We start from the raw sequence: 24,759 nt of genomic DNA on the forward strand, positions 1-24,759 counted from the left end.
CCCCGTCCATGAGCCCGGCCTCATCGGTGAGCCCGGCCTCGTCCGCGAGCGCGCCTTCGGGGGGGGCGGATCCCCGGGGCGCGGCCGGTCCGGGGCAGCGCGCGGGCTCGGTCTGCGTGATCGGGCTCGGGCCGGGGGATCCGCGCTACCTGACGCCGGCCGCTGCGGCCGCCCTGGCCGAGGCCGAGGATCTGATCGGCTACGCGCCCTACCTCGCCCGGGTGCCCGAGCGGCCGGACCTGGTGCGGCACGCCTCCGACAACCGGGTCGAGGTGGAGCGGGCCCGGCACGCCCTCGCCCTCGCGGCGGCGGGCCGGCGGGTCGCGGTGGTGTCGGGGGGCGATCCCGGCGTCTTCGCGATGGCGGCGGCCCTGTTCGAGGCGCTGGAGGCCGGGGATCCGGCCTGGCGGGCGCTGCCGATCACGGTCGAGCCCGGGATCACTGCGATGCTCGCCGCGGCGGCGCGGGTCGGGGCGCCGCTCGGGGGGGATTTCTGCGCCCTCTCGCTCTCGGACAACCTGAAACCCTGGGAGGTGATCACGGCGCGCCTCGACGCGGTGCTGCGCGCGGACCTGGTGGTCGCCCTCTACAACCCGATCTCGCGGGCGCGGCCCTGGCAGCTGTCCGCGGCGCTCGGGCGCGCGGCCGAGCATCGCGGACCCGGGACGCCGGTGATCCTCGCCCGCGCGGTCGGGCGGCCGGACGAGGCGGTGCGGATCCTGCCCCTCGCCGAGGCCCGCGAGGCGCCCGCCGACATGGCCACGCTCGTGATCATCGGGGCCTCGGCGACCCGGCTGATCCCCCGCGAGGGCGCGCCGCCCTTCGTCTACACGCCGCGCAGCGTGGAGGCGGCGCGATGATTCCGCAGCCAGGCGAGCGCCTCCGCTTGGGTCGCCACCCGGGCGACGGCCGGGAGGGGCGGCTGGCGCACGATCACGACCGGCAGCCCGAGGCTGCGCGCGGCCGCGATCTTGCCGTAGGTGGCGGTGCCGCCGGAATTCTTTGTCACCAGCACCTCGACGCGGTGGCGCCGCATCAGGTCGCGCTCCTCGGCCTCCGCGAAGGGGCCGCGGGCCGTGATGGCGGTCAGGTCCGCGACCGGCAGGGCGTCGCCGACCGGCTCGATCGTGCGCACCAGGTAGGCGTGCTGCGGGGCCGCCGCGAAGGCGGCGAGTTCGAGGCGGCCCACCGTCAGGAAGACGCGCCGGGGCGTCTCGCCGAGCGCCGGGACGGCCTGCGCCACGGTCTCGACCTCGTGCCACGCGTCGCCCGCCACCGCGGCCCAGGGCGGGCGCCGGAGCGCCAGGAGCGGCGTGCCCGTGCGGGCGCAGGCCTCGGCGGCGTTGCGCGAGATCACCTGCGCGAAGGGATGGGTGGCGTCGATCACGGCGTCGACGCCCTCGGCGCGGAGCCACGCGGCCAGTCCCTCCGCTCCCCCGAACCCGCCGATGCGGGTCGCGACCGGCGCGGCGGCCGGCGCCGCAGTGCGGCCGGCGAGGGACAGGGTCGGGCGAAGGGAGGGATCTTCGGCGAGGCGGCGGGCGAGCCCCGTCGCCTCCGTGGTTCCGCCGAGGAGGAGGATGCGCATGGACGCCTTCTCGCCTGAGCCCGGCTCCCTGTCGATCCCGTCGCCCTGGCTCGCGGTGGTCGGGATCGGGGAGGATGGGCGGGCGGGGCTGTCGCCCGCGGCACGGGCCGCCCTCGACGGGGCCGGGCTGGTGGTCGGCGGCGCGCGGCACCTCGCGCTCGCCGCGCCGCTCGCGGCCGAGACGCTGGTCTGGCCGAGCCCGATGCAGGAGGCCTACGCGGCGATCCTGGCCCGGCGCGGCCGGCCGACCTGCGTGCTCGCCACCGGCGATCCGTTCCACTACGGGGTCGGGGCGGAGCTGGCCCGGCGCGTGCCCGCCGCCGAGATGATCGGCTTCCCGCAGCCCTCCGCCTTCAGCCTCGCCGCGTCGCGCCTCGGCTGGCCGCTCGCCGAATGCGCCTGCCTGACCCTGCACGGGCGCGCCCTGGAGCGGGTGATCCCGCATCTCCAGCCCGGCGCGCGGCTTCTCGCCCTGTCCTGGGACGGGACGACGCCGGGCCGGCTCGCGCGGCTCCTGACCGAGCGCGGCTTCCCGGATTCCCGCCTGACGGTCCTGGAGGCGATGGGCGGCAAGCGGGAGCGGCGGCGCGTGGCGACCGCCGCGCAGTTCGGCGAAGCGGAGATCGATCCCCTCAACACCGTCGCGGTCGAGGTCGCGGCCGGGCCGGAGGCGCGGCTGCTGCCGCTCGCCCCGGGGCTCGACGAGGCGTGGTTCGAGACCGACGGGCAGATCACCAAGGCCGAGGTGCGGGCGATCACGCTCGCGGCCCTGCGGCCGCTTGCCGGGCAGCGGCTCTGGGACGTGGGGGCGGGGTCCGGCTCGGTCGCCATCGAGTGGTGCCTGCGCCACCCGGCGAACCGGGCGGTGGCGTTCGAGGCGCGGGCCGACCGGGCGGCGCGGATCGGCCGCAATGCCCGCGCGCTCGGCGTCCCGGACCTGACCGTGCGGGAGGGCCGCGCCCCGGCGACCCTGCGCGACCTGCCGGCGCCGGACGCGGCGTTCCTGGGCGGGGGCCTCTCGGACCCGGCCCTGGTCGCCTGCGTCTGGCAGGCGCTGCCGCCCGGCGGGCGCCTCGTCGCCAACGCGGTGACGCTGGAGAGTGAGCCGGTGCTGATCGATGCCCATCGGCGCCACGGCGGGACGCTGCGCCGGATCGCCATCGCCCGCGCGGAGCCGGTCGGGACGATGCGCGGCTGGCGCCCGGCGATGCCGGTGACGCAATGGGCGGCGACGAAGCCGTGAGCGCCGCGTGGCAGGATCTCGCGGCCGGCGGATGCGCCGTCCGCGGCGTGCCCGATCCGCTCTCCGGTCCCGGCGGCGGGAGCGAGGCGTCGGGCGAGGACGCGGCCGCGGCGCGGCCCGCGCGGCCGGTCATCGCCGGGATCGGCTTCCGGCACGCGACCGGCTCGACGGAGATCGCCGCCCTGGTGCGCGACGCGCTGGCCCGGGCCGGCGTCGCGGCGGGCCGGCTCGGGGCGCTCGCGACGGCGGACGACCGGGCGGCGGACGCCGCCCTGATCGAGGCCGCGGGCGCGCTCGGGGTGCCGGTGATCGGCATCGCGGTCGAGGCGTTGCGGGCGGCGGGGCGGCGGGCGGTGACGCACTCGGCCAGGGTCGCGAGCCTGCGCGGCGTCGGCTCGCTGGCGGAGGCGGCGGCGCTCGCGGCGGTCGGGCCGCAGGGGCGCCTCGTCCTGGCGCGGATCGCGAGCCCCGGCGCCACCTGCGCGCTCGCGGAGACGGGGGATCCGGCGTGACCATCCACTTCATCGGCGCGGGCCCCGGCGCCCCCGACCTCATCACCCTGCGCGGCCGCGACCTGATCGCCCGCTGCCCGGTCTGCCTCTACGCGGGCTCGATCGTGGCGCCCGAGATCCTGTCCTGGTGCCCGCCGGGCGCCCGGCTGATCGACACCGCGCCCCTCGACCTCGACGCGATCCTGGCCGAGATGCGCGCGGCCCATGCGCGGGGCGCGGACGTGGCCCGGCTGCATTCGGGCGACCTCTCGGTCTACAGCGCGGTGGCCGAGCAGCTGCGGCGGCTCGACGGGCTCGGCATCCCGTACAGCCTGACCCCGGGCGTGCCGGCCTTCGCGGCGGCAGCGGCGCTGCTGGGGCGGGAGCTCACGGTGCCGGAGGTGGCGCAGTCGGTCGTGCTGACCCGCACGAGCGGGCGCGCCTCGGCGATGCCGGAGACGGAGCGGCTCGCCGACTTCGCGCGGACCGGGGCGACGCTCGCCGTGCACCTGTCGGTCCAGGTGATCGATCGGGTCGCGGCCGAGCTGATCCCGCATTGCGGGGCGGATTGCCCGGCCGCCGTGGTCTACCGGGCGTCCTGGCCCGACGAGCGCGTGCTGCGCGGAACCCTCGGCGACATCGCCGGGCAGGTGGCGCGGGCCGGGATCGACCGCACGGCGCTGATCCTGGTCGGGCGAGCCCTCGGGGCGGAGGATTTTCGCGAGAGCGCGCTCTACGCGCCGGATTACGACCGGCGCTTCCGGCCGGGCGGCGCGGTCCGGGCGGTCGGCGGGGAGGAGTGACCCGGTTCCCGTCCGATTCGTTCAGGCCAGGGTCTCGACCGGGTCAGGATCCTGCGATGAAGGGAGAGATGTGAGTCCGAGCGCCTCGCGGATAGCGGAGGCTCTGGCGGAGCTGCTCCGGCTGTCGGACGAGCCATGGCGGGCGATCGCGCCGTTCAGGCCCGGCAACCAGCCCGGCGCTCGTCGCGAGGACGACCGCACCATTCTCTCGGGCATCGTGCACGGCATCGCGAGCGGCTGTCGCTGGACGGACTGCCCGGGCGAGTAAGGTCCCTCGACCACGGTCTCCCATCGCTTCCACGGCGGGGCGCGCTCCGGCTTCCGGACTCTCAGGTCGGCCGCCATGGCCGGAGGGTCCGGCGAGGCCGCCGCCCGCGACGCGACCTCCGTCAAGGCTCCGCGTGCCGCCCCGGCGGACAATGAGGGCCCCGCGCCCGGGAGATCGGCGCCCCGCGCGCAGGTCCGACCGCCACGATCCACGTCCTCACCGACGTGATCGGCCGCCGGTGTGGCATCCGCCTCGTCTCCGGCAACGCCGGCGCCGTGAGGACCGCGCCCACCGTGCTGGCCGAGGTGCCGGGTCGGATGTCTCGGCCCATCGCCGACACGGGCGACGCCGCCGCCTGGCTGCGAGGTGAACTGCGTGAGCAGGGCACCGGCGTGGTCATTCCTGGCACCCGCGACCGCAAGATCCGGCTCGACACGCGGCGCGACCGTGACCGTTGGCGGGTCGAGGCGATCTTCTGCCGCCTCAGGGACTTCCGGCGCGTCGCGACCCGCTCCCACGCACCCGCCCGCCACTTCGCCTCGACCCTCGCCCTGGACGCCCTCTTCGCCGTCTGAGGCCGATTGAGTCTCGAGTCTCATATTTTTTGAGGTGCATCATCATCGACATGAATTAATAACAGAATTCAATTCAAGAGACATTTCATTATAAGTTATATATCGCAGACTACCGTGGCAATAATTGTCGATGAAAGCCTTCCTATAGCGCTCTTTAAATCGCTCATGGACTTTTTGCTAATGAGTCCCATAAGCTCCTCGAGATATATTTTTAGGTTTGCAACATGAGATTTTAAACGATATATTTATCTGTCGCCCGTTTTCTCGAATTTTCATATTACGCAATTGTCGTTGTAGACGAACGAGCTCAAGGATTATTTTAAACATGATAATATTGCATCAAGCATTTTCGTCATCAGCCCCGACGGCCCAGGTGGCCCACGTGCGCCCATAGGAGCCGCACAAATTTACTGCGGGCAAGCTCACTCGCGCCATGCATCAGGCCGAACCATGTAGGCAATTGCAAATAATCTACTGCTCTACAAAGCCTTCCTGCCAAGAAATGTTATCTACTTCGTAGCGATCGATAGAAAATCCATCTACATACTCCCTAAATCCTTCGATCATTGACAGTTTCAAGACGGCATCTTTAGCGCTTTTTTCGCTGCTGAATACGCCTATAAACTTGTACTCCTCCGTTCCTTCCAGCTCCCTTGTGTGATGAACAACAAAAACAGAATTCATAGCTCACCTCGACCTATCTCCGTATTTCCTGATCTGGTTGTATTCAGAGCCAGGACCTTTTGGATAATTTCCCTTTCCGTATCGCGCATCCATGACTCGATCTGCAAAATCTCGTCCACTTTCGCCCGGATTTGGCTTTTGTCCTTTGGCCCAGCTTGGAATATCTGTGGCGCGCTCTTTGCCACTTTTCTTGGAGAAGAGAGGCTCACAGATCTTACCTATAACCCCCGCCGCCGCAGCAGCAGCGCCAGCACATAATCCCGGATTGATCATACAAACAGCAGGTACGATAGCAGTCGGGTTAAGCCCCGTTGGGTCCGTCCACATAACCGGGCTCTGGCGAACGTACCCGTATAGGCTTACTCCGTCACCGGTAACGCGCAAATTTAACTCAGCCGCGCCCACTGCCTCCGCAATATCAGTGCTGCTTTCCAGCCCGAACGCGCTTTGCAACAAGAAGCCGCTCTGGCGAGGCGTGGCAAGCGCCGATATCTGCGGTCCCTGGTTGAGCCCCAGCGGATCGGGTTGGGTGTACCGTCCTGTCGTGGCATCGTAGTGCCGGTTCCAGTTGTAGGCCAGCCCGGCCTCCAGCTGGAACCACTGCCCCGGGAACCGCATCGACAGCGCCGCAGGGCCCGTCAGCGACGACACCGCCCCGAACGGCTCGTACACCGCACGCCACTTCACCGCCTTCGTCGCGTCCGTCATCAGCTCCGGACGCCCCAGGTGATCCACGTGCACCCACAAGAGCGTCGGGCTCCCCGCGCCCGCCGAACTGTCCACCACCGCCACCGGGATGTCGCCCGCCCAGACGTATTCCCGCACCGCCTGGCCCGCCCCGTCCGTCTCCGCCAGCACGTGGTCCCAGACATCGTGGATCAGGTGCTGCGTCCCCGACGGCGTGCTGTTCACCACCTGGCGCACCGACAGACGGTTCTTGCCGTCGTAGAGGTAATTGGCTTTCACCACCCCGCCGACCGTCACCTGCGCGATCCGGCCCGCATCGCTGATCGCGTAGGCGTAGGCCGTGCCCGCGCGCGTGTCCCCGGTCAGGTTCCCGGCCGCATCATAGAGGAACGAGCGCACCGCCGTCCCGCCCTGGCCGACCCCGCTCAGCCGGTTCGACCCGCCCGGGTAGGCGTAGGTCTGCGTGTCAACGGGCTTCGAACCTTCCGCAATTTCGGGCGCGCAATTTTCCTCAGATCGGCGGGCTCGGCGGTCAGGCGATGCCGAGGTGAGCACCTCCATTCTTGGGCGGGCGTCCGCGCCGACGCGGAGGCGGGGCGAGCGGCGGAGCCTGCAGGGCTGCCTTCGAGCGGATGTGCTCGGGCATGAGCGCGGTGTGCTGGCGCAGCCGGTAGCTTGAGCCCTCGATCTGCACCACCACGGCGTGGTGAAGCAACCGGTCCAGCAGCGCGGTCGCCACCACCGGATCGCCGAACACCTCCCCCCACTCTGCAAAGCCGCGGTTCGAGGTCAGGACCATCGCGCCCCGCTCGTAGCGCGCGTTGACGAGCTGGAAGAACAGGTTGCCCCCGCCCGGCACCACCGGCAGGTAGCCGATCTCGTCCACGATCAGCAGCGCCGGCCGGCAGAAGTAGCGGATCTTCTCGCGCAACGTTCCTTCCCGCTCGGCCCGCGCCAGCGTTCCCACAAGGTCGGCCAGGGTGGTGAAGTACACGCTGCGGCCCGCCTTCACCGCCTCGACCCCGAGGGCCACCGCCAAGTGGCTCTTGCCGGTGCCGGGCGGGCCGAGGAAGTGCAGCACCTCGCAGCGGTCCACGAAGCCCAGCTCGGCCAGGGCCAGGATGCGGGTGCGGTCGAGCGAGGGCTGGAAGGCGAAGTCGAAGCCCGACAGCGTCTTGACCGTCGAGAGCCGCGCCATCACCAGCGCGGTCTTCACCCGCCGGCTCTCGCGTAGGCTCAGCTCCTCGCTCAGCAGGGCATCGACCGCCTCCAGCGCGCTGAGTTCGCCGCGCTCCAGCCGCCGCACGGTGGTGTCGACGATCTCCAGGGCGCGCGGCATCTTCAGCCCTACCAGCGTGGCCTTGATCCGCTCGACCAGTGGGGGGATCAGCTCGCCAGTTCCGCTCATGCCGCGTCTCCCCGGTCGGTCCTGGGCACGCCGGCTCCCGCGAGTTGGCGGGCTACGGCGTCGTAGATGGCCAGCGGGCGACGCGCGACCTGGTCGCCGGCGCGCCTGACGACCACCGGCTCGGCAGGGTCTCGTGGCTCGGGCGGGGGAGATCGCGGCCGCCGATGGGCTGGATCGACCTGCGTCAGCCCACGCCCTTCCAGGGGCAGGTGGCAGGCAACGAGCTCACCCGCCTCGTAGATGCGGATCTGATCGGCCAGCACGTGCACCTCCAGGGCGCGGCGGCGGGTGGTGTCGGGCACGCTGTAGAGATTGCCCGCCACCGAGACGAAGCCCTCGTGGGTGACGCGCCGCTCCAGGCTGAGCACGGCTTCGTAGGGCACGGGCGGCAGCGCCCGCAGCTGGCTGCGCTCCTCCGCGAAGGCGTCGGCGACGATCCGCTTGGTCGTGGCGTGCCGGCGGGCGTTGGCCACGGTGTCGAGCCAGTGCCGCAGCTGGTCGTTCAGGTCGTCGAGGTTGCGGAACGAGCGGGCGAGGAAGAAGTCCTCGCGCAGGTAGCGGAACGGGCGCTCGACCTTGCCCTTGGTCTTGGCCCGGTAGGGACGGCAGGCGCGCGGCAGGAACCCGTAGTGGCGCGCGAGATCGAGAAGGCTGCGGTTATAGATGACCAAGCCGTCGGGATCCTCGCCGATCACGGCGGTCTTCATGCGGTCGTAGAGGATCTCGCGCGGGGCGCCTCCAAGGGCCTGGAAGGCGGCGATGTGGCAGCGCAGGACCGTCTGCAGATCCTGGTGGACGACGAAGCGGGCCCAGAGATAGCGCGAGTGGCCCAGCACCATCGCGAACAGCCAGACGATGCGGGTCACGCCCGGCTCGTCGGCGAAGACGACCTCGAAGCGGGCGAGGTCGACCTGGGCCTGCTCGCCCGGCGGGGTCTCGAAGCGGCGCTCGATAGGCAGAGGAGCTGAGGGGCGAAGCAGGGCCACGGCTCGCTTCACGGCGGTGTAGGCCCCTGCGAAGCCGCGCTCCTTCAACTCGCGCCAGAGACGGACGGCCGTAAGCTGCGGGTAGGCGGCCAGGCGCTCGCGCAGGTAGGGCAGGAAGGCGTCGGTGGCCCGCGCGCGGGGGGATCGCGGTCCGTAGACGGGCGGCTCGAGGCCGCGGGCGATGTACTTGGCGACGGTCTTGCGGTCGAGGCCGAGCTGGCGGGCGATGGCGGTGACCGAGAGGCCCTGCCGGTGGAGGTCCAGGATCGTCATGAGTTCCCCGAGGCTGACCACCGCGCCGCTCCCTCCCGCCACGGGGACCAGCTTCGGTGAGACGGCCGCCGCGCGGGCATCCCGCCTCAAACAGGAGGCTCAGGGGCGGCCGGGAGGGTGGGGAAAATTGCAGGCCCACAAGTGAGGAGGATCCAACGCCCGCTCACACTGCGTACTGGTCGTGCCCGCCACCGTGCGCGTCTCGCTCAGCCGGTTGCCGACCTTGTCGTAGCTCCAGCTCAGGCTGCCGTAGGGGCCCGTCGCCGTCAGCAGCCGGGCCGCGTCGTCGTAGGTGAAGCGCTGCGTCTGGCCCGGGTCGATCGTGTCGTTGTTCAGCGCCATCAGGTTGAGCCCGTCGCCGACCCAGTGGTAGCGCGTGATCAGGCTCGGGCCGCCCGAGGCCTGGTCGAGGAACAGCCCGTCCAGCCGGTACTCCAGGTCGTTGTTCGACCACATGTTCAGCCCGTTGCCGAAGGTGAGGCCGCGCAGGCCGCCGAACGGGAAGTACCCCGCCCAGGAGGCGATCACCTGCTCGGGCGCGGTCGCGGACATCTTCAGCCCGACGGAGTTCACCCGGCCGAGCGCGTCGTAGCCGTAGGTGACCACCCGCCCCGACGGGTAGGTCAGGAACAAGAGCCTGCCGCTGCCGGCCGCGTCGTAGGTGTAGGCCACCGTGTGCGCGTGGCCGCCGATGGTGCGCACCTCGCCGGTCACCCGCCCGACCGCGTCGTAGTAGAAGTCCGAGCTGCCGGCCGCATCCTGCATCCGCGTGAGCCGCCCCCGGCCGGTCGGCCCGCCCGCGGTGTCGTCGTAGCCGAAGCTCTCGTTGAGGGCCGCGGTCGGGTAGGAGCGGGAGGTGAGCCGGCCGGCCGCGTCGGAGCTGTAGGTGGTGGTGACCCCGCGCGCGTCCGTCTTGCGGATCATCAGCCCGCGGGCGTCGTAGTCGTAGACGGTGGTGCCGCGGTCGGGCGAGGTCTCCTGGATGACCTCGCCGAAGCCGTTGCGCACATAGGTGGTCGCGAGATTGCGGGGGTCGGTGTAGGTGGTCTCCTCGTCCTTGGCGTTGTAGGCGTGCTGGACCACGCCCCCGTCGCGCTCGGTCTCGGTGACGAGGCGGCTGAGCGCGTCGAAGCCGAAGCCGAGAGCCTTGCCGCGCGGGTCGGTGACGGTGGTGAGGTTGCCGGTCCTGTCGTAGGCGAAGCTCCAGGTGCGGCCCTGGCCGCCGACCTGCTTGATGAGGCGCCCGAGCTCGTCGAAGGTGTTGGCGAGGCGGAACATCTGGGTTGAGCCGTCGGCCGCCGTGATGGTCTTGGCGGTGGCATTGCCCATGGCGTCGCGGGCGTAGGTGACGCTCTCGCCGAGGGTGTTGGTGACCTTGATCAGGCGGCGGGCCTCATCCCAGGTCAGGGTGTAGCTGGCACCGGCAGGCTCGGTGTAAGTGGCGAGATCTCCCGCCGGAGTGTAGCTGAAGCTCCAGGCGGTCTGCGACGGGCCCGGATTGATCGTCATGCCGGTAAGGCGGCCGGCATCGTCGTAAGCAAAGGCGGTGACGACGCTGTCCGGACCGGTGACGGAGGTAGGCTGTCCGCGGCCATTCCAGGCAGTCACGGTGCTGACCTGTCCCAGTTCATTGGTCGCTGTTTGGAGAAAGCCGTTGGAGTTGTAGGTGTAGGAAACCGTATCGCCGGGTCCGGGCAAGGGTCCGTCGACGGAGGTGAGCAGCCCGGTCGTCGCATAGCCATAGGTCCAGGCCCGCACGCGTCCATTGGTGGAGAACGGGACCGTTTGAGACGTCGTGTCCGTCTGGGTGACTTGGGTCAGTTGCCCCGTGGCGCCGTAGGCAAAGTCGGTCGTGAGACCTGGCTCGACGGTTCGCACGGGCAGGTTGAAGGTGGGGTGCCACAGAATCGTCGTCGTGGAGACCTGCGGGGTTCCGGATCCGCGCGTGATCGAGGTGGGCCGGCCGAGCGCGTCGCGCACGTACGCCGTGACCCGCCCTTCCTCATCGGTCTCGGTTGCGATGAACTTGTTCGTATCATACGTGATGCGACGGGTGCTCGCGACGCAATTCGCGCTCGGCTGACCATCGATGGACACCAGACGTACGTCGCCCTCGCCCGTGCGCGTGAAATTGTATACCTCGGCTTTTCCGAGAGGATTGATGACCGTCGTGGTCGGAGAGGAGGCCGTGCCTCCGAAGCTCAAGCTGTACGTCTGATTCGATCCCGCATGCATCGACGCGGTGGTCCGACCGGATGCGTCGTACGCGAATGTCGCGAATCGCACGCCCCTCTCGTCGGAGATGCCCGTCAAGAGATTGGGAAATCTTGTGTTTTCATAGTGATAGGAAAACGACCCGGTGACGTGACCAGCCGCGTCGATCTTCTCGACCTTCGTCAGGCGTTGGACGCGTCCAACGGATGGGTTTGCCGGAGCAGGGTCATAAGTATAGCGAAGCTGACCGCCGCCTGGAAGGCCGATCTGGCTGATAGCCTCCGGCACCGGGCGTGATCCCTCAAAATCTTTGACTGCCGTTATATTATAAAATCTCCAGGAAATAGAGAATGCCCTGCCGAGGTTGTCGCTGATCGCCGCGAGCTCATCAGACGGGCCATAAGAAAAATTCAACTGATATCCGTCAGGCGATAATAAACTTATAGGCCTACCAATGATATAATTGTTCTTTTCATTAATGTCGCGGTTGAACGTTTTGAGGATCCATACTCTCCTGGACGGATCTGTGACACGCCATTGCTGCGAGGCGGCGGTCACATCGTTCCAGTTCGAAGGAGGAGATCCGACGAAGGACAGGCTGTATCCGGTTTGGACCACTCCCTTGGCGGCAGCGAATGATCCGTTCGACAGCGCGAAATCATGGGCGGTGCCGTCAGGAGCATGGATTGTCACTCTTCCATTTTCGCCGATGTGGAGCTCCATCATAAAATCGAAGCGCCAGCCATTTACGTCGCCGCGGACCGGGCCTCTCCACGACGACACATTTGTGATTTGTGGAAAGCTACGGTATGAGCGCCCAATATAGAATCTCCCATCCGATGTCGAGAAATCTGTCTTCTTCTCTAATTTTGAGCCTGACGACACCATGACTGGATTACCAACAACTGGATTGACGTTTCCTGTGTTGTTGGCAACACACTCCACGGGTTCGCGAATCGGTATAGGAACGCACCGACTGTTCCCGTAAGGCGTGTAGCCGTCCGGACAGCTGAAGCTGACCCAGGCCGGGAGCCTCACCCAGCACGAGTTGATCCCGCCTCCTGTCTCTTGAGGGCAGAGGTATTGGAAGCTTGTCCACCGACACCCTGCAAAGTATGGATTGTCGTCTGTCATGGATGGCACCAGTAATCTGCTGAAGCCATTGTCCATTCCGGACCATCTCCACTGAGCTGCGCACGCCGCCTCTGGCGACCCTGCGCAGGTACCCGATGCCCCGTCGCACCATTGCCCGAGAGGTGCGTCTTGTGCACGCACCACAACAGCGGAATTTCCTATAAGGATAATTATTGTTAGTATATATATGAGATTTTTACATTTCTGCTTATAAAAATGACGAAAATACGCCCTTCTGATGACGCTCACTGCAAAGCTTAAGCCGGCTAAGAATCTCATCGACATCGGCAGATCTCGGTAGCGAATCTTTCTGCCATGCTGAAGAGCGCTTCGTTGAGAGTCAATGACGCAAGGGAATGAAGCCTTCTGAGCGCTGTTCCGGAGTGTCTGTGCCCCGCGCCACGCCAGTCAACGGTCCACGGAGGCGAGCGCGTCTCGCAAGAGACGCATGCACCTTTCTCCTGCTCAGGATTTCTCCCGACGATTGCCGCGAACTCGGCCCGATCCCAGCTTCCGGATGCTGATCACCTTTCACAATGCATCGTCATGCAGTTGCCGGCGCACGTCGCCGCGATGTCAGACAGTATGGTCCGAAGAACGCACATGACGTGCTCGCGATCGCAACCGGTCACGGTGGAGAACTCGCGGAGGATGGTGCGCTCTGCGCCGTCGTGAATGGCTGCGGTCAGAGGTCCGCCACGCCGTCAGCAATCCATCGCGCGTTTCGACGCGCGGCGAAGCGGTCCTGCAATGCCGCCGCGCTGCGATGCGCGACCACGCCCGGCATCGCGCATTCCTCCACAGGTCGTCCCGGATCCTCCTCCGCACCCGCGAAAGCAAGAAGAAACGCCCACCGCCGAGGCAACGGCCACGCCAGAAGCCAAGCTGACCGGACGAAACCCCTGCGAGGCGGGGACCGCCTCACCCGACCCGCCGGAACGGCGCCGCGCCCGCCACCTGTCCCTCGCGGTCGAACACCACCACCTCGAGCGCGATGCCCGCGCCGCGCAGGGCGGCCGCGGCCGTCTCCCAGGCGTGACGGGCCACCACCTCCGCCAGGGGCAGATCCCGCGCCTGCGCGAGGCGCAGCACCTCCAGCGCCGTGTTCGCCCCGGCCGCCCGCGCGGCGAGGTCGGGTCCGCCGCCCGCCTCGGCGACCCGCGCGGCGAGCCAGGCGAGATCGACCGGGCCGGCCCGGGAATGCAGGTCGAGGAGGCCCTGGCCGAGCTTCGTCATCTTGGCGAAGCCGCCCGCCACCGTCACGCGCGGCACCGGGTGGCGGCGCAGGTACTTGAGCATCCCGCCCGCGAAATCCCCCATGTCGATCAGGCCCTCGGGCGGGAGCCCGTGCAGGCGCTGCACCGCCGCCTCGGAGGTCGAGCCGGTGGCGCCGGCCACGTGGGCGAGGCCGCTCGCCCGCGCCACGTCGATGCCGCGGTGGATCGTGTCGATCCAGGCCGCGCAGGAATAGGGCACCACGATCCCGGTCGTGCCGAGCACCGAGAGGCCGCCCAGGATGCCGAGGCGGGGGTTGAGGGTGCGCAGGGCGATCTCCTCCCCGCCGGGGATCGCGATCTCCACCACGACGTCCGGGGCGCGGCCCTCGACCTCGGCCAGGGCCGCCGCGATCATCCGGCGGGGCATCGGGTTGATGGCCGGCTCGCCGACCGGCAGGGGCAGGCCGGGCCGCGTCACAATGCCGATGCCGGGGCCGGCCCGGAAGGTCACGCCGGAGCCCGGGGCGCCGGGACGCACCGTCGCGAGGACGAGGACGCCGTGCGTCACGTCGGGATCGTCGCCCGCATCCTTGACCACGCCGGCGCGGGCGCCCTCCGCCAGGCGCTCGCTCGCCGCGAGCGCGAAGGCGGGGCGCAGGCCCCCGGGCAGCGGGATCTCGACCGGGTCCGGGAAGGCGCCGGTGCGCAGCCCCGCGAGGGCGGCCTTGGCGGCCGCGGCCGCGCAGGCGCCCGTGGTCCAGCCGCGCCGCAGGGGGCCGCTCGGGGGCATCTCGTCCATGGCCCGGGTGGTATCACCCGGGGGCGGCCGGGTAAAAGGCGGCGCGCCGCGTGCGCCAGGAGTCCGATGCCGTGACCGACCTTTCCGCCTGCGGCCCGCTGCCCACCCGCGGCCTGCTGATCGCCGCCCCCCGCTCGGGCTCGGGCAAGACCACGGTGACGCTCGCCATCCTGCGCGCGCTCGCCCGCCGGGGCCTCGCGGTGGCGGGCGCCAAATGCGGCCCGGACTACATCGACCCCGCCTTCCACGCCGCCGCGACCGGCCGCCCGAGCTACAACCTCGACAGCTTCGCCATGGACGACGACCTCCTCGACGCGGTGGCGGCCCGCGCCGCGGCGGGCGCCGACCTCCTCGTCGCGGAGGGCTCGATGGGCCTGTTCGACGGCGTCGTCGCCGAGACCGGCCGCAGCGGCGCCAACGCGGACGTGGCGGCGCGCTACGGCTGGCCGGTCGTGCTGGTGCTCGACGTCTCGGGCGCGGCGCAATCGGCCGCGGCGGTGGCGCTCGGCTGCCGGCTCTACGATCCCCGCCTCGCCTTCGCGGGGGTGATCCTCAACAAGGTCGCGAGCCCGCGCCACCGCCGCCTCGTCGAGGCGGGGCTCGCGCGGGCCGGGCTGCCGGTGCTCGGCGCGATCGGGCGCGACGCCGCCCTGGTCCTGCCGGAGCGGCATCTCGGCCTCGTGCAGGCGGAGGAGACCGGCGATCTCGCGGCGCGGCTCGACCGGCTCGCCGCCCTCGCCGAAGCCTCCCTCGACCTCGACGCGCTGCTGCGGGCGGCGGGCGGCCGGGTGCCCGCTTCCGGGCGTCACCGCCTGCCGGACCCGCCGGGCCAGCGGATCGCCCTGGCGCGGGACGCGGCCTTCTCCTTCGTCTACCCGCACATGACGGCCGGCTGGCGGGCGGCGGGGGCGGAGCTGGTGCCGTTCTCACCGCTCGCCGACGAGCCGCCGCCCCCGGATTGCGACGCCTGCTGGCTCCCCGGCGGCTACCCGGAGCTGCATGCGGGCCGGCTCGCCGCGGCGGGGCGATTCCTCGCGGGCCTGCGCGCCTTCGCCCGCGCGCGACCGGTGCACGGCGAGTGCGGCGGCTACATGGTGCTCGGCGAGGGGCTGGAGGACGCGGGCGGGCATCGCCACGCCATGGCGGGGCTCCTGCCGGTCGCCACCTCCTACGCGCGGCGCAAGCTCCATCTCGGCTACAGGCTCGCCGCCCTCCTCGGCGACGGGCCGCTCGGCCGGGCCGGGGACACCGTGGTCGGGCACGAATTCCACTACGCCAGCGAACTGACGCCGGCCGCCGACGCGGCCTGCGGCCTCGCCCGGGTCAGCGACGGGGAGGGACGCTCCCTCGGAATCGCCGGCCACCGGCTCGGCCGGGTGAGCGGCAGCTTCTTCCACCTCATCGGCGGGCGCTGAGCCCCGGCCCCGCATCGCCGGACCGTCGCGGCCGGGCCGGGAGGCCGTCGGACAACGCACCCGGCGCGGCGCCGCGCGTCACTCGGCGCAGCACGTCACTCGGCGCAGCACGTCACTCGGCGCCGCCGTTCGCCAGACCGGCGGGGCGGCTCAGCCTCGCGGCCGAGCGGACGATCGCCAGCACCTCTCGGCGCAGCTGATCGTCCTCGATCTGCACGTAGGCGCGCAGCACGTCGATGGCGCCCTGGGTGCTCAGGAACCCGAACACGTTCTCGTCGTTGCCCTGCGTGTCGCTCGGATCCTCGAAGAAGGCCGAGACCGGGACTTCAAGCAGCCGGGCGATCTCCCTCAGCCGCCCGGCCCCGACGCGATTCTGCCCCTTCTCGTATTTCTGCACCTGCTGGAACGTCACGCCCACGGCGTTGCCGAGCGCCGTCTGGCTCAGACCTTTCGCCTTGCGCAATGCCGTGATCCGGATGCCCACGAGGCGATCGACCTCTGTAGTCTGCTTAGGCATGTGTCCTCGACACTCTGTCTCAAACCCGCATCGCCTCCGGGTCCTTTCCGGACCCGGCCGCGCGGCCCACCCCGTCCCGCACGGCGCCGGGCTCGCGCCCCGCGCCGTGCGGCCCTGAACTCTCGCGCCCGCCGCGGGGATCCCGCCCGGTCAACACGCCGCGGCGCGGCGACAACACCGCGGCGCCGCCAAGACGTCGCCGCCAAGACGTCGCCGCCGATACCGGCCGATGGCAGCGCTGCCGCTCCGCGACCGGATGCCGCTCACCGCTCATCCTGGCCTCGCGTGCCAAGCTGCGCCCGATTGATCTGCCATGCAACCGGACCTGCGTCTACTCGGCTACCTGGAATTCCCAAGAGGAATACAGAAGAAAGATTACTGAGTTGGCCGTCGATCAACACCCGACGCGGTGCGGGAGTGGTGCGGCGCCCGGCCAGGCCGCCTTGATCGGGGCCGGAAAATCGCCTTCAGTCGCGGCCGATCACGGAACGGCCGGGTCCGGCCGCGGCCGCATCTGGAAGGAACTGCAGCATGTTCATCGCGATGAACCGGTTCAAGGTCTACAAGGATGCGACGGCGGATTTCGAGCAGGTCTGGCTCGGCCGCGACAGCCATCTCGGCGAGATGAAGGGCTTCGTGGCGTTCCACCTCCTGCGCGGGCCGGAGCACGAGGACCACGTCCTCTACGCCTCGCACACCGTGTGGGCCTCGCGGGAGGATTTCGAGGCCTGGACGCGCTCCGAGCAGTTCCGCAAGGCGCATAGCCGCGCGCCGGGCACGAAGCCCCTCTACCTGACGCATCCGCAATTCGAGGGTTTCGAGGCGGTGCAAACGATCGCGGCGCGGGCCGAGGCGGCCGAGTAGGTCCCGCGCGGGGCGTCCGGATCGCGGTTCAGGCCCTTGACGGCACAGATTTCCCGCTGACGACCGGGGCGGCGCCGGGGATCGCGCGCCGCTCAGGCCCGCGCCGCCCCGTCGAGTCGCGGCAGGAAGGCCGCGATCAGCCCGATCGCCGGCAGGAACGCGCAGATCCCGTAGACGAATTCGATGCTGGTGCGGTCGGCGAGTTCCCCGAGCGCGGCCGCGCCGAGGCCGCCCATCCCGAACGCGAAGCCGAGGAAGAGGCCGCCGACGAAGCCGACGCGGCCCGGTAGTAACTCCTGTGCATAGACGATGATCGCCGGCATCGCGGAGGCGAGGATTAGGCCGATCGGAATCGTCAGGATCACGGTCCAGACCAGGTTCGCGGAGGGCAGCGCCAGGGTGAAGGGGAGCACGCCGACGATCGAGCCCCAGATCACCACCTTGCGGCCGAAGCGGTCGCCGATCGGCCCGCCGATCACCGTGCCGACCGCGACCGCGCCCAGGAACACGAAGAGCAGCACCTGCGATTCCTGCACCGACACGCCGAAGCGGTGCAGCAGGTAGAAAGTGAAGTAGGACGTCAGGCTCGCCATGTAGAAGAACTTGGAGAAGATCAGCAGGAGCAGGATCGCGATCGTCGCGACGATCCGGCGCCGCGAGAGGGGCTCCGCGGCCGCCGCGGCCGGCCGACGCCGGGCCGCCCCCTGCTGCTGCGCGAGCCGCTTCCGGTACCAGCGTCCGATCCCGGCGAGGACGAGGCAGCCGGCGAGGGCGGCGAGGCCGAACAGGGCGACGCTGCCCTGCCCGTGCGGGACCACGATGAAGGCGGCCAGCAGCGGGCCCGCCGCCGTGCCCGCATTGCCGCCGACCTGGAACACCGATTGGGCGAGGCCGTAGCGCCCGCCCGAGGCGAGGCGGGCGACCCGGGACGCCTCCGGGTGGAAGATCGCCGAGCCCGTGCCGACCAGGACCGCCGCGACGGCGAGGCCCGGGAAGCTGGAGGCCGTCGCCAGGAGGAGCAGGCCAGCCAGCAGGAGCAGCATCCCGGCCGCGAGCGAGAAGGGCTGCGGGCGCCGGTCGGTGGCGAGCCCGACCACCGGCTGCAGCACCGAGGAGGTGAGCTGGAAGGCGAGGGTGAGGAGCCCGATCTGGCCGAAATCCAGCCCGTAGGCCTGTTTCAGCACCGGGTAGATCGCCGGCAGCAGGGACTGGATCAGGTCGTTGAGGAAGTGGGCGAGGCTCAGGCCCGCCAGCACGGCGGCTGCCGGCCCGGCCGGCCTGCGCGCCGCGCCCGCCACCCCGCCGTCCCTCGCCCGCGCATCCATGGCCGCTCTCCCGGTGATCCGGGGGCTTCTAACATCGCACCGGACGCGAGGATGCCGGGGCGGCTGCAGGGCCGGGTTGCGCGGGCGCCGGTCCCGGCCTTGCTCAGCTTGGCCCGTCCCGCCGGGGCGGATGCGCCCGCGTCCCATTCCGGCACGGACAGCCCGCAGGACCGAGCCGCCGAGGGACGCCGCCGCGTCCCGGGGAGGCTCAACCCGGAACAGCTGCCCGCATGCAACACGAACGGTTCACCCCTTTCGGAAGCTCCGCCGCCAGCGCGGCCGAGCGGCGCGCCATCTGGAGCGCGCTGCTGCCGCGCCGCCGCCGCGGGCTGGTCCGGGCCGCGATCGGCGTCGGCGCGGCGCTCGCCGAGTTCGGCGCGGTGCTCGGGACGGTGCTGAGCGCCCAGGCGGTCTATCACGCCGCGGTGCTGCACGCGGCCGTGCCGCTCGGCGCGGCCCTCCAGGTCGGGCTGCTGCTCGGCCTGCTGGTCATCCTGCCGAACCTCGCCCGGGGCGAGTACAGCATCGAGACCTACCTGGCGGGCGGCGTCCACCCGCGCCGCAGCGCGAGCCTGTGGCTCGCCGCCTGGGCGCTCCTCCTGGTGATCGGCTTCCTCACCAAGACGACGAGCGACGTCTCGCGCGTCGCCGCGGTCGCCGCCTTCGCGGCCGGGCTGCCGGTGCTGCTCGCCACGCGGGGCCTCTGCCTCTCGGCGGTGCGCCGCCTCGCCACGCCCCGCTCGGGATCGGTGCGGCGGGTCCAGCTGATCGGCTACGAGCAGGATATCGCGAGCTTCTACGCCAGCCACGACGCGGAGGCGCTCGGCGTGCGGGTGATCGGGGCGAGCTACCTGCGCGGCGTCCCGGCGGGGATCGCGCCGGAGGAGCGGCGCCGGCAGATCGGGGAGGATCTCGACCTCGCCGTCTCGGTGGTGCGCTTCCTGCGCCCCGACGACATCTTCGTGCTGGTGCCCTGGACGGAGGCGGAGGACGTCGAACTCTGCGTGGACGCCTTCCTGCGCGTTCCGGCCGCCCTCCACCTGCGGCCCGGCCAGGTCATGGACCGCTTCGCCGACATCCGGCTCGCCCGGGTCGGCCGGCTCACCGGCCTGAATGTCGGGCGCGCGCCCCTGAGCCCGGGCGAGGTGGCGCTCAAGCGCGGCTTCGACCTCGTGGTGGCGGGCGCCGCGCTGGTGATCCTGTCGCCGATCCTGGCGATGATCGCGATCCTGATCCGCCTCGACAGCCCAGGCCCCTGCCTGTTCCGCCAGAAGCGCTACGGCTTCAACCAGGAGGCCTTCTCGGTCTACAAGTTCCGCAGCATGCGGGCCGAGCCGGAGGGCGCGTTCCGGCAGGCCACCCGCAACGATTCGCGGGTCACGCGGGTCGGGCGCGTCTTGCGCCGCACCAACCTCGACGAGCTGCCGCAGCTCCTCAACGTGCTGCGGGGCGACATGTCGCTGGTCGGGCCGCGTCCGCACGCGCTGGCGCACGACCGCAGCTTCGAGCGCCGGATCGCCCGCTACGCCCGCCGCCACAACGTGCCGCCGGGCATCACCGGCTGGGCCCAGGTGAACGGGCTGCGCGGCGAGACGCTGACCGACGCCGACATGCAGCGGCGCGTCGAGCACGACCTCTACTACATCGACAATTGGTCGTTCTGGTTCGACCTCCAGATCCTGGCGATGACCCTGTTCGCCCGCAGCTCGTTCCGCAACGCCTATTGAGTTGCCGGGGGCCGGGCCGCCCGCCGTCGCGCCGGCGGTCGCCGCGTGAGGAGGGCGGATCGTTAAGGTTGCGGAGGCATGATGCCGCCTTCCTGCCCACGATGGGGTGCGGCCTTGTCCCTGCGTCTCCAGCTCGCCGTCGGGTCCCTCGCGGTCCTCGGCTTCGCCACGATCTGCGCCGTCTCGGCCGTCAACCTCGACCGGCTGCCGGCCGCCTCCGCGCCCCTGCCGCAGCAGGTCGCGGCGGTGCGGGCCCTGCCCGAGGAGCCGATGACCACCGGCTCGATCGCTGCCGCGCCGGTCCCGGCCCCCGTCGCCGTCAAGCCCCGCGCGAAATCCGCCAGGGCGGAGCCCGCCCGGGACCCGGCCTTCGATTCCGAGCGCCTCGTCCAGCTCCTCAACGCCGCCGCGGCCGGGACGGCCAAGCCGATCGGGCGCTGAGGCCGGCCCAGGCCCGGGCGGCGCGGCAGCCTTGATCCAGCGCAAGGAGATGCGAGCGGAGGCGGCGCATCACGGGGACGCCCGCCAGGAGGGGGTTGTCCATGTCCGCTTCCGCAACGATCCGCGATCCGATCCCCGCCCGCACCCTCACCAGGGCGGCCGTGGCCGTCGTCGTCTCGGTTCTGTTCAGCATCGCGGTGCTGATCTGCTACGCCGTGCTGGCCGTGCTCTTCAATCTCGGCGCGTTCGGGATCGAGGTCACCACGGGCATCATCAAGATGCTGTGCCTCACCGTGATCCTGACCTACCTCGCGGCGGGGCGCCTGCTCTGGTCGCGCGAGGCGCGCTTAGCCCTCACTGAGCGGAATTGATCACGACGGCGTGCAAACGTGATCACGACGGCGTGCAAACGCGCCCGGCATATGGCGCAGACGACCATCGTGAGGACGAGTAATCCGGCAAATGCGCCTTCGCAGCCGTTAATCCGATGGCGTCCGCCGCAACGGAACTCAAGATGATGGGAACGAAAAACCCAGCATACGCGTGTACCTAGAGCATTTTCCGACGAAATGGATGCCGGTTCGTCGCAGAAAATGCGGCAAGATCAAAGACCTAGAGCAGCACCCGATTGCAACGTGATCGGGTGCTGCTCTAGAGAGACGCTGGCGTTCGGGCTCGATTCCCCCAGGAGCTTGGGAAGCCACTGCTGCCGACGTAGGCGTTGTAGAGCGCACGCAGAACACTGACGTCAAACACTACCATAAAGAGCGACAGAGCCAGCAGTAATTTTGGTAACAGTTCTCGCGTCCGTCAATCCTTATATATCTTCAAGACGCTCTCATTGACAGCGTCTCGATGTCCTACTTTTGCCGAATTTATTGAGTTTGCAAAAATATGTTAAGCTACCATGCTGCTAATCTCAAATCGTATCGAGGTCGCGTAGATCGACCCAGCAGATACCCCGACGGCCACTTCTATATTCTTCAATGTGTCGTCGATTTTCCTGCTGTCGACCGGAGATTCAGAGTAGGTCTGTTCGTGATTCACGATCAGCACAAGTGCCATGACGTCCTCTTTGAAGCAAATAATGGCTTGATGCGTAGCGCTGCTTTGCACCTCGAATGCAACACAATCCATGCAATCTGCGACTCTACGATATTTCTCCGCGAACGCCGATTTTATTTTGGCAATCTCAGGTGGGTGCGAGAGATCAACCCGAGCATAACTAATTCGGTCATATGTTGAGATCAACGGTTGGTGCACGATCGATTACTCCCGCTCAGAGGATGTCGAGACGTCATCTCCGAATGATTGCAATTTTCTCTGATGCGCCACTCGTGGGCGCACCAGAATTTTGACGCATCGCGTCAATGATAGTCTGGATCTTTCCAGGTCCGCCATTCGTAATTGCGCACAACCGCGTAGTCCGGCCCTTGTGCTACAAGGTAATTTGGCGCGAGCGGCGTTTTACCCAATGGTGTGCAAATGACGTAGGTCGGTACTGCGAAACCTGTCGTGTGACCACGAAGATTTTCCATAATATGCAATCCGGTTTGAATTGGCGTTCGGAAATGCTCCGCCCCCCTGATCAAATCGGCATGATAGAGATAATAAGGTCTGACGCGGATCATAAGAAGCTTGTGAAGGAAATCCTTCATCACCTCGACACTATCATTAACACCTTTCAATTGGACCGATTGATTTCCCACCGGAATACCCGCATCAAGCAACCTTGAGATTGCGAGCTTGGATTCCTCAGTGATCTCTTTTGGATGATTGAAATGGATGTTGAGCCATATCGGGTGCTATTTCTTCAGCATATCGCACAATTCGACCGTGATCCGCTGTGGAAGCAGAACCGGAAATCTTGAGCCAATGCGTATTATCTGGATGTGGAGTATCGCCCGCAACCGCTTGATGACGTACTCGATTTTGCTATCAACTAAACTAAGCGGATCGCCTCCACTGAGGAGGACATCCCTGATCTGTTGGTTTGAAGCAATGTAATCAATACCCTGATCGAGTAAGCTTTTAGCCGTTACGATTGGGCCTACCTCGACGTGAACCTTGCGAGAGCAATGTCTACAGTAGACAGGACATAGGTTTGTTATATGAAAAAGAACTCGATCTGGATACCTATGCACAATGCAGTTTACAAGCGTTGCCCCTTCTTTCCATAATGGATTTTCAGTTCCTACTTCCGATCTGTGGAATGACTCCAGCTTCTCGATATCAAACACATCGTTGAGCTCTGCCAAGTTTGGCAGCTGCTGCAGGCGAACTGGACAATTGGGATCGTTTTTATCCATCAATGACAGATAGTAGGGCGTTACTCGAAAAACATACTTCTCACCCACGCGACCGAACACATCACGTTCTTCATCCGACAAATTGAGATATTCGTCGAGCTGACTTAGCAACGTGATAGAATTATTTTGATTCCACCTCCAATCATCCCAGTCATGGTCTCTATCGGTCCGCGTTACATTGGCTTTGAGCATACTATCATCTTTGTTCATCATCATCGCCATCACCTTTCAGTGTATTTGACAGGACTTGGTGTGGGTTTGCCAGCTAATTAGACACGACCAACGCTTAAAAAGGTGTGTGAGTCACGCACGTAATGTCTTTGCTCCCGGTACGTCAAGGGGTGGCGTTAAGGCGTTCTACAAAATTTCACATCGCCATGCAGGCGAGTTCCATCGTAGTCTCGACCTTTCAAGTGGGTAGCCACCGGGGCGGGTTGTGGTACGCTCCGCCGCCAAACCCCATTGGTACCCAAAGGTCAGAGTCATCGAGCCGAGGCCATGAATGAAAATGGGTAATGACCGCCGCAACTACTTGCTATTCCTAGTTACCTGCTCCGGTTTGGTGGCGACTGCGCGGGCAATGACGCTGTCATTCCTCGTCATAAAGCTTCACGAGTCCTTCGGACTTGGGTCAGCTATAATAGGCGCCTTGTTGGGTGCTGGTCCATTAGTCGGGGCCGTAGTAGCTCCATTCGCCGGATCGCTATCCGATCGTATGGAGCGAAAGCCCGTTCTGACGTTGACGCTATTCATGACAGCAGTGGCGCTTTTGGGGATGGCCGTTGCTGAATCCGTCTTGACGTTTTGTCTAGCGCAGATTGTGTCGGCCGTCGCCCTAGCTGTTTATGAACCTGTGTCGCGCGCGTTAATGAGCGACGTTTGCCCTGAAGAGCAGCGATTGCGCTTCTTCTCGTGGCGGTACACCACTAATAACGTTGGATGGGCTATTGGACCTCTGATTGGAGTCAGCGCCGGCGCTACAGCATCAATCCTGTTTTTCTCAGCAAGTTTTTTATACGCATTTTTCGCAATCGCTCTGCTATTGGTAACAGTTCCGTATAATCAGAGACATAATGTTTCGACAGAGGTTCAGCATACATCCGTTTTTTCATGTGTGAGGGCTGCCATACGCGATCCTCGATTAGCTTTCTTCGTTTTAGGGGGGACGCTTTTGATTGCGGTTCACGGTCAATACTCTGCGACCCTGGCGCCGTACTTGTCTACAAGTATCGAGAATGGTAATTCCATTTTTGCTTACCTCGTTTCGATCAACGGCTTCGTGGTTCTCCTCGGCAATCCCATAGCAAGAAGATTCATCGAGAGCGTTGGGGCACGTCATGCACTTGTGATGGGGTGCGGTTTGTTTTTTATAGGAGAGATCTCTTTTATGTTCTCCAACAATCTCTTAACATTCTCGGTTGCGATGACGATTTTTACGCTTGGGGAAATATTAGTCGTTCCGTCTGAATATATGATGGTTGATGACATCTCTAACGATCTCAATCGTGGTGGTTATTTTGGAGCACATTCATTTTCGACGATTGGGAATTTTATCGGTCCAACCTTAGGGGGAGTCTTGTTAGGCGCATACGGTGGAGCTGCAATGTTTTTACTTTTTTCCGCTTTCGCCGTGGCCAGCGCATTTTTCTTCGTTGTAGGGGCACGCATGCCGCCGCCGACCGCGTCAAAACGGGACGCGAAACCTCCCAGAATCGATAGCCCAATCTCTTCTATTGTCAGGACACGCTCTGCCTGAAGGGTCACCTCGGAGCCCGTACCTTCGCAGGATGA

The 24,759-nt window shown here is 67.4% G+C and carries 21 protein-coding genes and 1 pseudogene; 11 read left to right on the forward strand and 11 right to left on the reverse strand.

Annotated elements, in window-relative coordinates; genetic code table 11:
• Positions 1 to 8 precede the first annotated feature (8 nt).
• On the forward strand, positions 9 to 860 hold the full coding sequence (gene cobJ / locus QA634_RS12370) for a precorrin-3B C(17)-methyltransferase (RefSeq protein ID WP_012332306.1): 852 nt from the start codon (positions 9 to 11) through the stop codon (positions 858 to 860).
• On the opposite strand, the gene QA634_RS12375 is transcribed toward cobJ, so the two are convergent.
• Positions 827 to 1,588, reverse strand: a complete 762-nt coding sequence (locus tag QA634_RS12375) for a cobalt-precorrin-6A reductase (protein ID WP_012332307.1) — start codon at positions 1,586 to 1,588, stop codon at positions 827 to 829. The genes cobJ and QA634_RS12375 overlap by 34 nt on opposite strands.
• On the opposite strand from QA634_RS12375, the gene QA634_RS12380 reads away from it, so the two are divergent.
• The 4 genes and pseudogenes from QA634_RS12380 (at position 1,587) to QA634_RS12395 (ending at position 4,968) form a co-directional block, all read left to right on the forward strand.
• Positions 1,587 to 2,831: a bifunctional cobalt-precorrin-7 (C(5))-methyltransferase/cobalt-precorrin-6B (C(15))-methyltransferase gene (locus tag QA634_RS12380; RefSeq protein WP_012332308.1), complete on the forward strand. Its 1,245-nt coding sequence runs from the start codon at positions 1,587 to 1,589 to the stop codon at positions 2,829 to 2,831. The two genes, QA634_RS12375 and QA634_RS12380, sit on opposite strands and share 2 nt — an antisense overlap.
• Positions 2,810 to 3,343: a cobalamin biosynthesis protein gene (locus tag QA634_RS12385; protein WP_083784664.1), complete on the forward strand. Its 534-nt coding sequence runs from the start codon at positions 2,810 to 2,812 to the stop codon at positions 3,341 to 3,343. The genes QA634_RS12380 and QA634_RS12385 overlap by 22 nt, the downstream gene beginning before the upstream one ends.
• Complete coding sequence (gene cobM, locus QA634_RS12390; protein WP_012332310.1) at positions 3,340 to 4,125, forward strand: precorrin-4 C(11)-methyltransferase; 786 nt, start codon at positions 3,340 to 3,342, stop codon at positions 4,123 to 4,125. The genes QA634_RS12385 and cobM overlap by 4 nt, the downstream gene beginning before the upstream one ends.
• 103 nt (positions 4,126 to 4,228) lie before the next feature.
• A pseudogene (locus QA634_RS12395) lies at positions 4,229 to 4,968 on the forward strand (IS5 family transposase).
• A 471-nt stretch (positions 4,969 to 5,439) separates the two neighbouring features.
• Here QA634_RS12395 and QA634_RS12400 read toward each other — a convergent pair.
• From QA634_RS12400 to QA634_RS12425, 6 genes are all read right to left on the reverse strand, one after another.
• Positions 5,440 to 5,652 carry a DUF7336 domain-containing protein gene (locus tag QA634_RS12400; RefSeq protein ID WP_012332311.1) on the reverse strand — a complete coding sequence of 71 codons (213 nt, stop codon included), beginning with the start codon at positions 5,650 to 5,652 and terminating at the stop codon, positions 5,440 to 5,442.
• Between the two features lie 3 nt (positions 5,653 to 5,655).
• Entirely contained in the window at positions 5,656 to 6,900 is a 1,245-nt protein-coding gene (locus tag QA634_RS12405; RefSeq protein ID WP_012332312.1) for an RHS repeat domain-containing protein, read from the reverse strand.
• Positions 6,872 to 7,747, reverse strand: a complete 876-nt coding sequence (istB, locus tag QA634_RS12410) for an IS21-like element ISMtsp8 family helper ATPase IstB (protein ID WP_012290057.1) — start codon at positions 7,745 to 7,747, stop codon at positions 6,872 to 6,874. The genes QA634_RS12405 and istB overlap by 29 nt, the downstream gene beginning before the upstream one ends.
• On the reverse strand, positions 7,744 to 9,027 hold the full coding sequence (gene istA / locus QA634_RS12415; RefSeq protein WP_012290058.1) for an IS21-like element ISMtsp8 family transposase: 1,284 nt from the start codon (positions 9,025 to 9,027) through the stop codon (positions 7,744 to 7,746). Before istA ends, istB begins: the two co-directional genes overlap by 4 nt.
• 78 nt (positions 9,028 to 9,105) lie before the next feature.
• Positions 9,106 to 12,639, reverse strand: a complete 3,534-nt coding sequence (locus QA634_RS12420) for a DUF6531 domain-containing protein (protein ID WP_012332313.1) — start codon at positions 12,637 to 12,639, stop codon at positions 9,106 to 9,108.
• 636 nt (positions 12,640 to 13,275) lie between these two features.
• A complete protein-coding gene (locus tag QA634_RS12425; protein WP_012332314.1) occupies positions 13,276 to 14,370 on the reverse strand; it encodes a cobalt-precorrin-5B (C(1))-methyltransferase in 1,095 nt (364 codons plus the stop codon).
• A 98-nt stretch (positions 14,371 to 14,468) separates the two neighbouring features.
• Here QA634_RS12425 and QA634_RS12430 point away from each other — a divergent pair, with 98 nt between their 5' ends.
• Positions 14,469 to 15,785, forward strand: a complete 1,317-nt coding sequence (locus tag QA634_RS12430) for a cobyrinate a,c-diamide synthase (protein ID WP_043702337.1) — start codon at positions 14,469 to 14,471, stop codon at positions 15,783 to 15,785.
• Positions 15,786 to 15,897: 112 nt separating this feature from the next.
• Here the strand turns inward: QA634_RS12430 and QA634_RS12435 are convergent, their stop codons facing one another.
• On the reverse strand, positions 15,898 to 16,302 hold the full coding sequence (locus QA634_RS12435; protein WP_012332316.1) for a helix-turn-helix domain-containing protein: 405 nt from the start codon (positions 16,300 to 16,302) through the stop codon (positions 15,898 to 15,900).
• A 531-nt stretch (positions 16,303 to 16,833) separates the two neighbouring features.
• On the opposite strand from QA634_RS12435, the gene QA634_RS12440 reads away from it, so the two are divergent.
• Entirely contained in the window at positions 16,834 to 17,166 is a 333-nt protein-coding gene (locus QA634_RS12440) for an antibiotic biosynthesis monooxygenase family protein (RefSeq protein WP_012332317.1), read from the forward strand.
• Between the two features lie 92 nt (positions 17,167 to 17,258).
• Here the strand turns inward: QA634_RS12440 and QA634_RS12445 are convergent, their stop codons facing one another.
• A complete protein-coding gene (locus QA634_RS12445; protein WP_012332318.1) occupies positions 17,259 to 18,491 on the reverse strand; it encodes an MFS transporter in 1,233 nt (410 codons plus the stop codon).
• Positions 18,492 to 18,721: 230 nt separating this feature from the next.
• Here QA634_RS12445 and QA634_RS12450 point away from each other — a divergent pair, with 230 nt between their 5' ends.
• The 3 genes from QA634_RS12450 (at position 18,722) to QA634_RS12460 (ending at position 21,030) form a co-directional block, all read left to right on the forward strand.
• Positions 18,722 to 20,218: an exopolysaccharide biosynthesis polyprenyl glycosylphosphotransferase gene (locus QA634_RS12450; RefSeq protein ID WP_012332319.1), complete on the forward strand. Its 1,497-nt coding sequence runs from the start codon at positions 18,722 to 18,724 to the stop codon at positions 20,216 to 20,218.
• Positions 20,219 to 20,332: 114 nt separating this feature from the next.
• Complete coding sequence (locus tag QA634_RS12455) at positions 20,333 to 20,659, forward strand: hypothetical protein (protein ID WP_150108637.1); 327 nt, start codon at positions 20,333 to 20,335, stop codon at positions 20,657 to 20,659.
• Between the two features lie 101 nt (positions 20,660 to 20,760).
• Positions 20,761 to 21,030, forward strand: a complete 270-nt coding sequence (locus tag QA634_RS12460; protein WP_012332321.1) for a hypothetical protein — start codon at positions 20,761 to 20,763, stop codon at positions 21,028 to 21,030.
• A gap of 996 nt (positions 21,031 to 22,026) precedes the next feature.
• Here the strand turns inward: QA634_RS12460 and QA634_RS12465 are convergent.
• Positions 22,027 to 22,317, reverse strand: a complete 291-nt coding sequence (locus tag QA634_RS12465) for a hypothetical protein (RefSeq protein ID WP_265576646.1) — start codon at positions 22,315 to 22,317, stop codon at positions 22,027 to 22,029.
• A 147-nt stretch (positions 22,318 to 22,464) separates the two neighbouring features.
• Positions 22,465 to 23,184 (reverse strand): KamA family radical SAM protein, encoded by a 720-nt coding sequence (locus QA634_RS12470; protein WP_265576595.1) that lies wholly within the window; start codon positions 23,182 to 23,184, stop codon positions 22,465 to 22,467.
• Positions 23,185 to 23,476: 292 nt separating this feature from the next.
• On the opposite strand from QA634_RS12470, the gene QA634_RS12475 reads away from it, so the two are divergent.
• The gene (locus QA634_RS12475; RefSeq protein WP_265576647.1) at positions 23,477 to 24,724 is read left to right on the forward strand and encodes an MFS transporter; all 1,248 of its coding nucleotides are present in this window, start codon (positions 23,477 to 23,479) and stop codon (positions 24,722 to 24,724) included.
• The last annotated feature ends 35 nt before the right edge of the window (positions 24,725 to 24,759 follow it).

Source organism: Methylobacterium sp. CB376, from assembly GCF_029714205.1.
In the GTDB taxonomy this organism is placed as follows: Bacteria; Pseudomonadota; Alphaproteobacteria; order Rhizobiales; family Beijerinckiaceae; genus Methylobacterium.

Bases quoted from the DNA above. Each gene is read 5' to 3' on its own strand.
- cobJ (WP_012332306.1), top strand. From the start codon at position 9: ATGAGCCCGGCCTCATCGGTGAGCCCGGCCTCGTCCGCGAGCGCGCCT.
- QA634_RS12380 (WP_012332308.1), top strand. From the start codon at position 1,587: ATGGACGCCTTCTCGCCTGAGCCCGGCTCCCTGTCGATCCCGTCGCCC.
- QA634_RS12375 (WP_012332307.1), bottom strand. From the start codon at position 1,588: ATGCGCATCCTCCTCCTCGGCGGAACCACGGAGGCGACGGGGCTCGCC.
- QA634_RS12385 (WP_083784664.1), top strand. From the start codon at position 2,810: ATGGGCGGCGACGAAGCCGTGAGCGCCGCGTGGCAGGATCTCGCGGCC.
- QA634_RS12400 (WP_012332311.1), bottom strand. From the start codon at position 5,652: ATGAATTCTGTTTTTGTTGTTCATCACACAAGGGAGCTGGAAGGAACG.
- QA634_RS12405 (WP_012332312.1), bottom strand. From the start codon at position 6,900: ATGGAGGTGCTCACCTCGGCATCGCCTGACCGCCGAGCCCGCCGATCT.
- istB (WP_012290057.1), bottom strand. From the start codon at position 7,747: ATGAGCGGAACTGGCGAGCTGATCCCCCCACTGGTCGAGCGGATCAAG.
- QA634_RS12420 (WP_012332313.1), bottom strand. From the start codon at position 12,639: ATGTCGATGAGATTCTTAGCCGGCTTAAGCTTTGCAGTGAGCGTCATC.
- QA634_RS12425 (WP_012332314.1), bottom strand. From the start codon at position 14,370: ATGGACGAGATGCCCCCGAGCGGCCCCCTGCGGCGCGGCTGGACCACG.
- QA634_RS12435 (WP_012332316.1), bottom strand. From the start codon at position 16,302: ATGCCTAAGCAGACTACAGAGGTCGATCGCCTCGTGGGCATCCGGATC.
- QA634_RS12440 (WP_012332317.1), top strand. From the start codon at position 16,834: ATGTTCATCGCGATGAACCGGTTCAAGGTCTACAAGGATGCGACGGCG.
- QA634_RS12445 (WP_012332318.1), bottom strand. From the start codon at position 18,491: ATGGATGCGCGGGCGAGGGACGGCGGGGTGGCGGGCGCGGCGCGCAGG.
- QA634_RS12450 (WP_012332319.1), top strand. From the start codon at position 18,722: ATGCAACACGAACGGTTCACCCCTTTCGGAAGCTCCGCCGCCAGCGCG.
- QA634_RS12460 (WP_012332321.1), top strand. From the start codon at position 20,761: ATGTCCGCTTCCGCAACGATCCGCGATCCGATCCCCGCCCGCACCCTC.
- QA634_RS12465 (WP_265576646.1), bottom strand. From the start codon at position 22,317: ATGAAGGATTTCCTTCACAAGCTTCTTATGATCCGCGTCAGACCTTAT.
- QA634_RS12470 (WP_265576595.1), bottom strand. From the start codon at position 23,184: ATGATGATGAACAAAGATGATAGTATGCTCAAAGCCAATGTAACGCGG.
- QA634_RS12475 (WP_265576647.1), top strand. From the start codon at position 23,477: ATGGGTAATGACCGCCGCAACTACTTGCTATTCCTAGTTACCTGCTCC.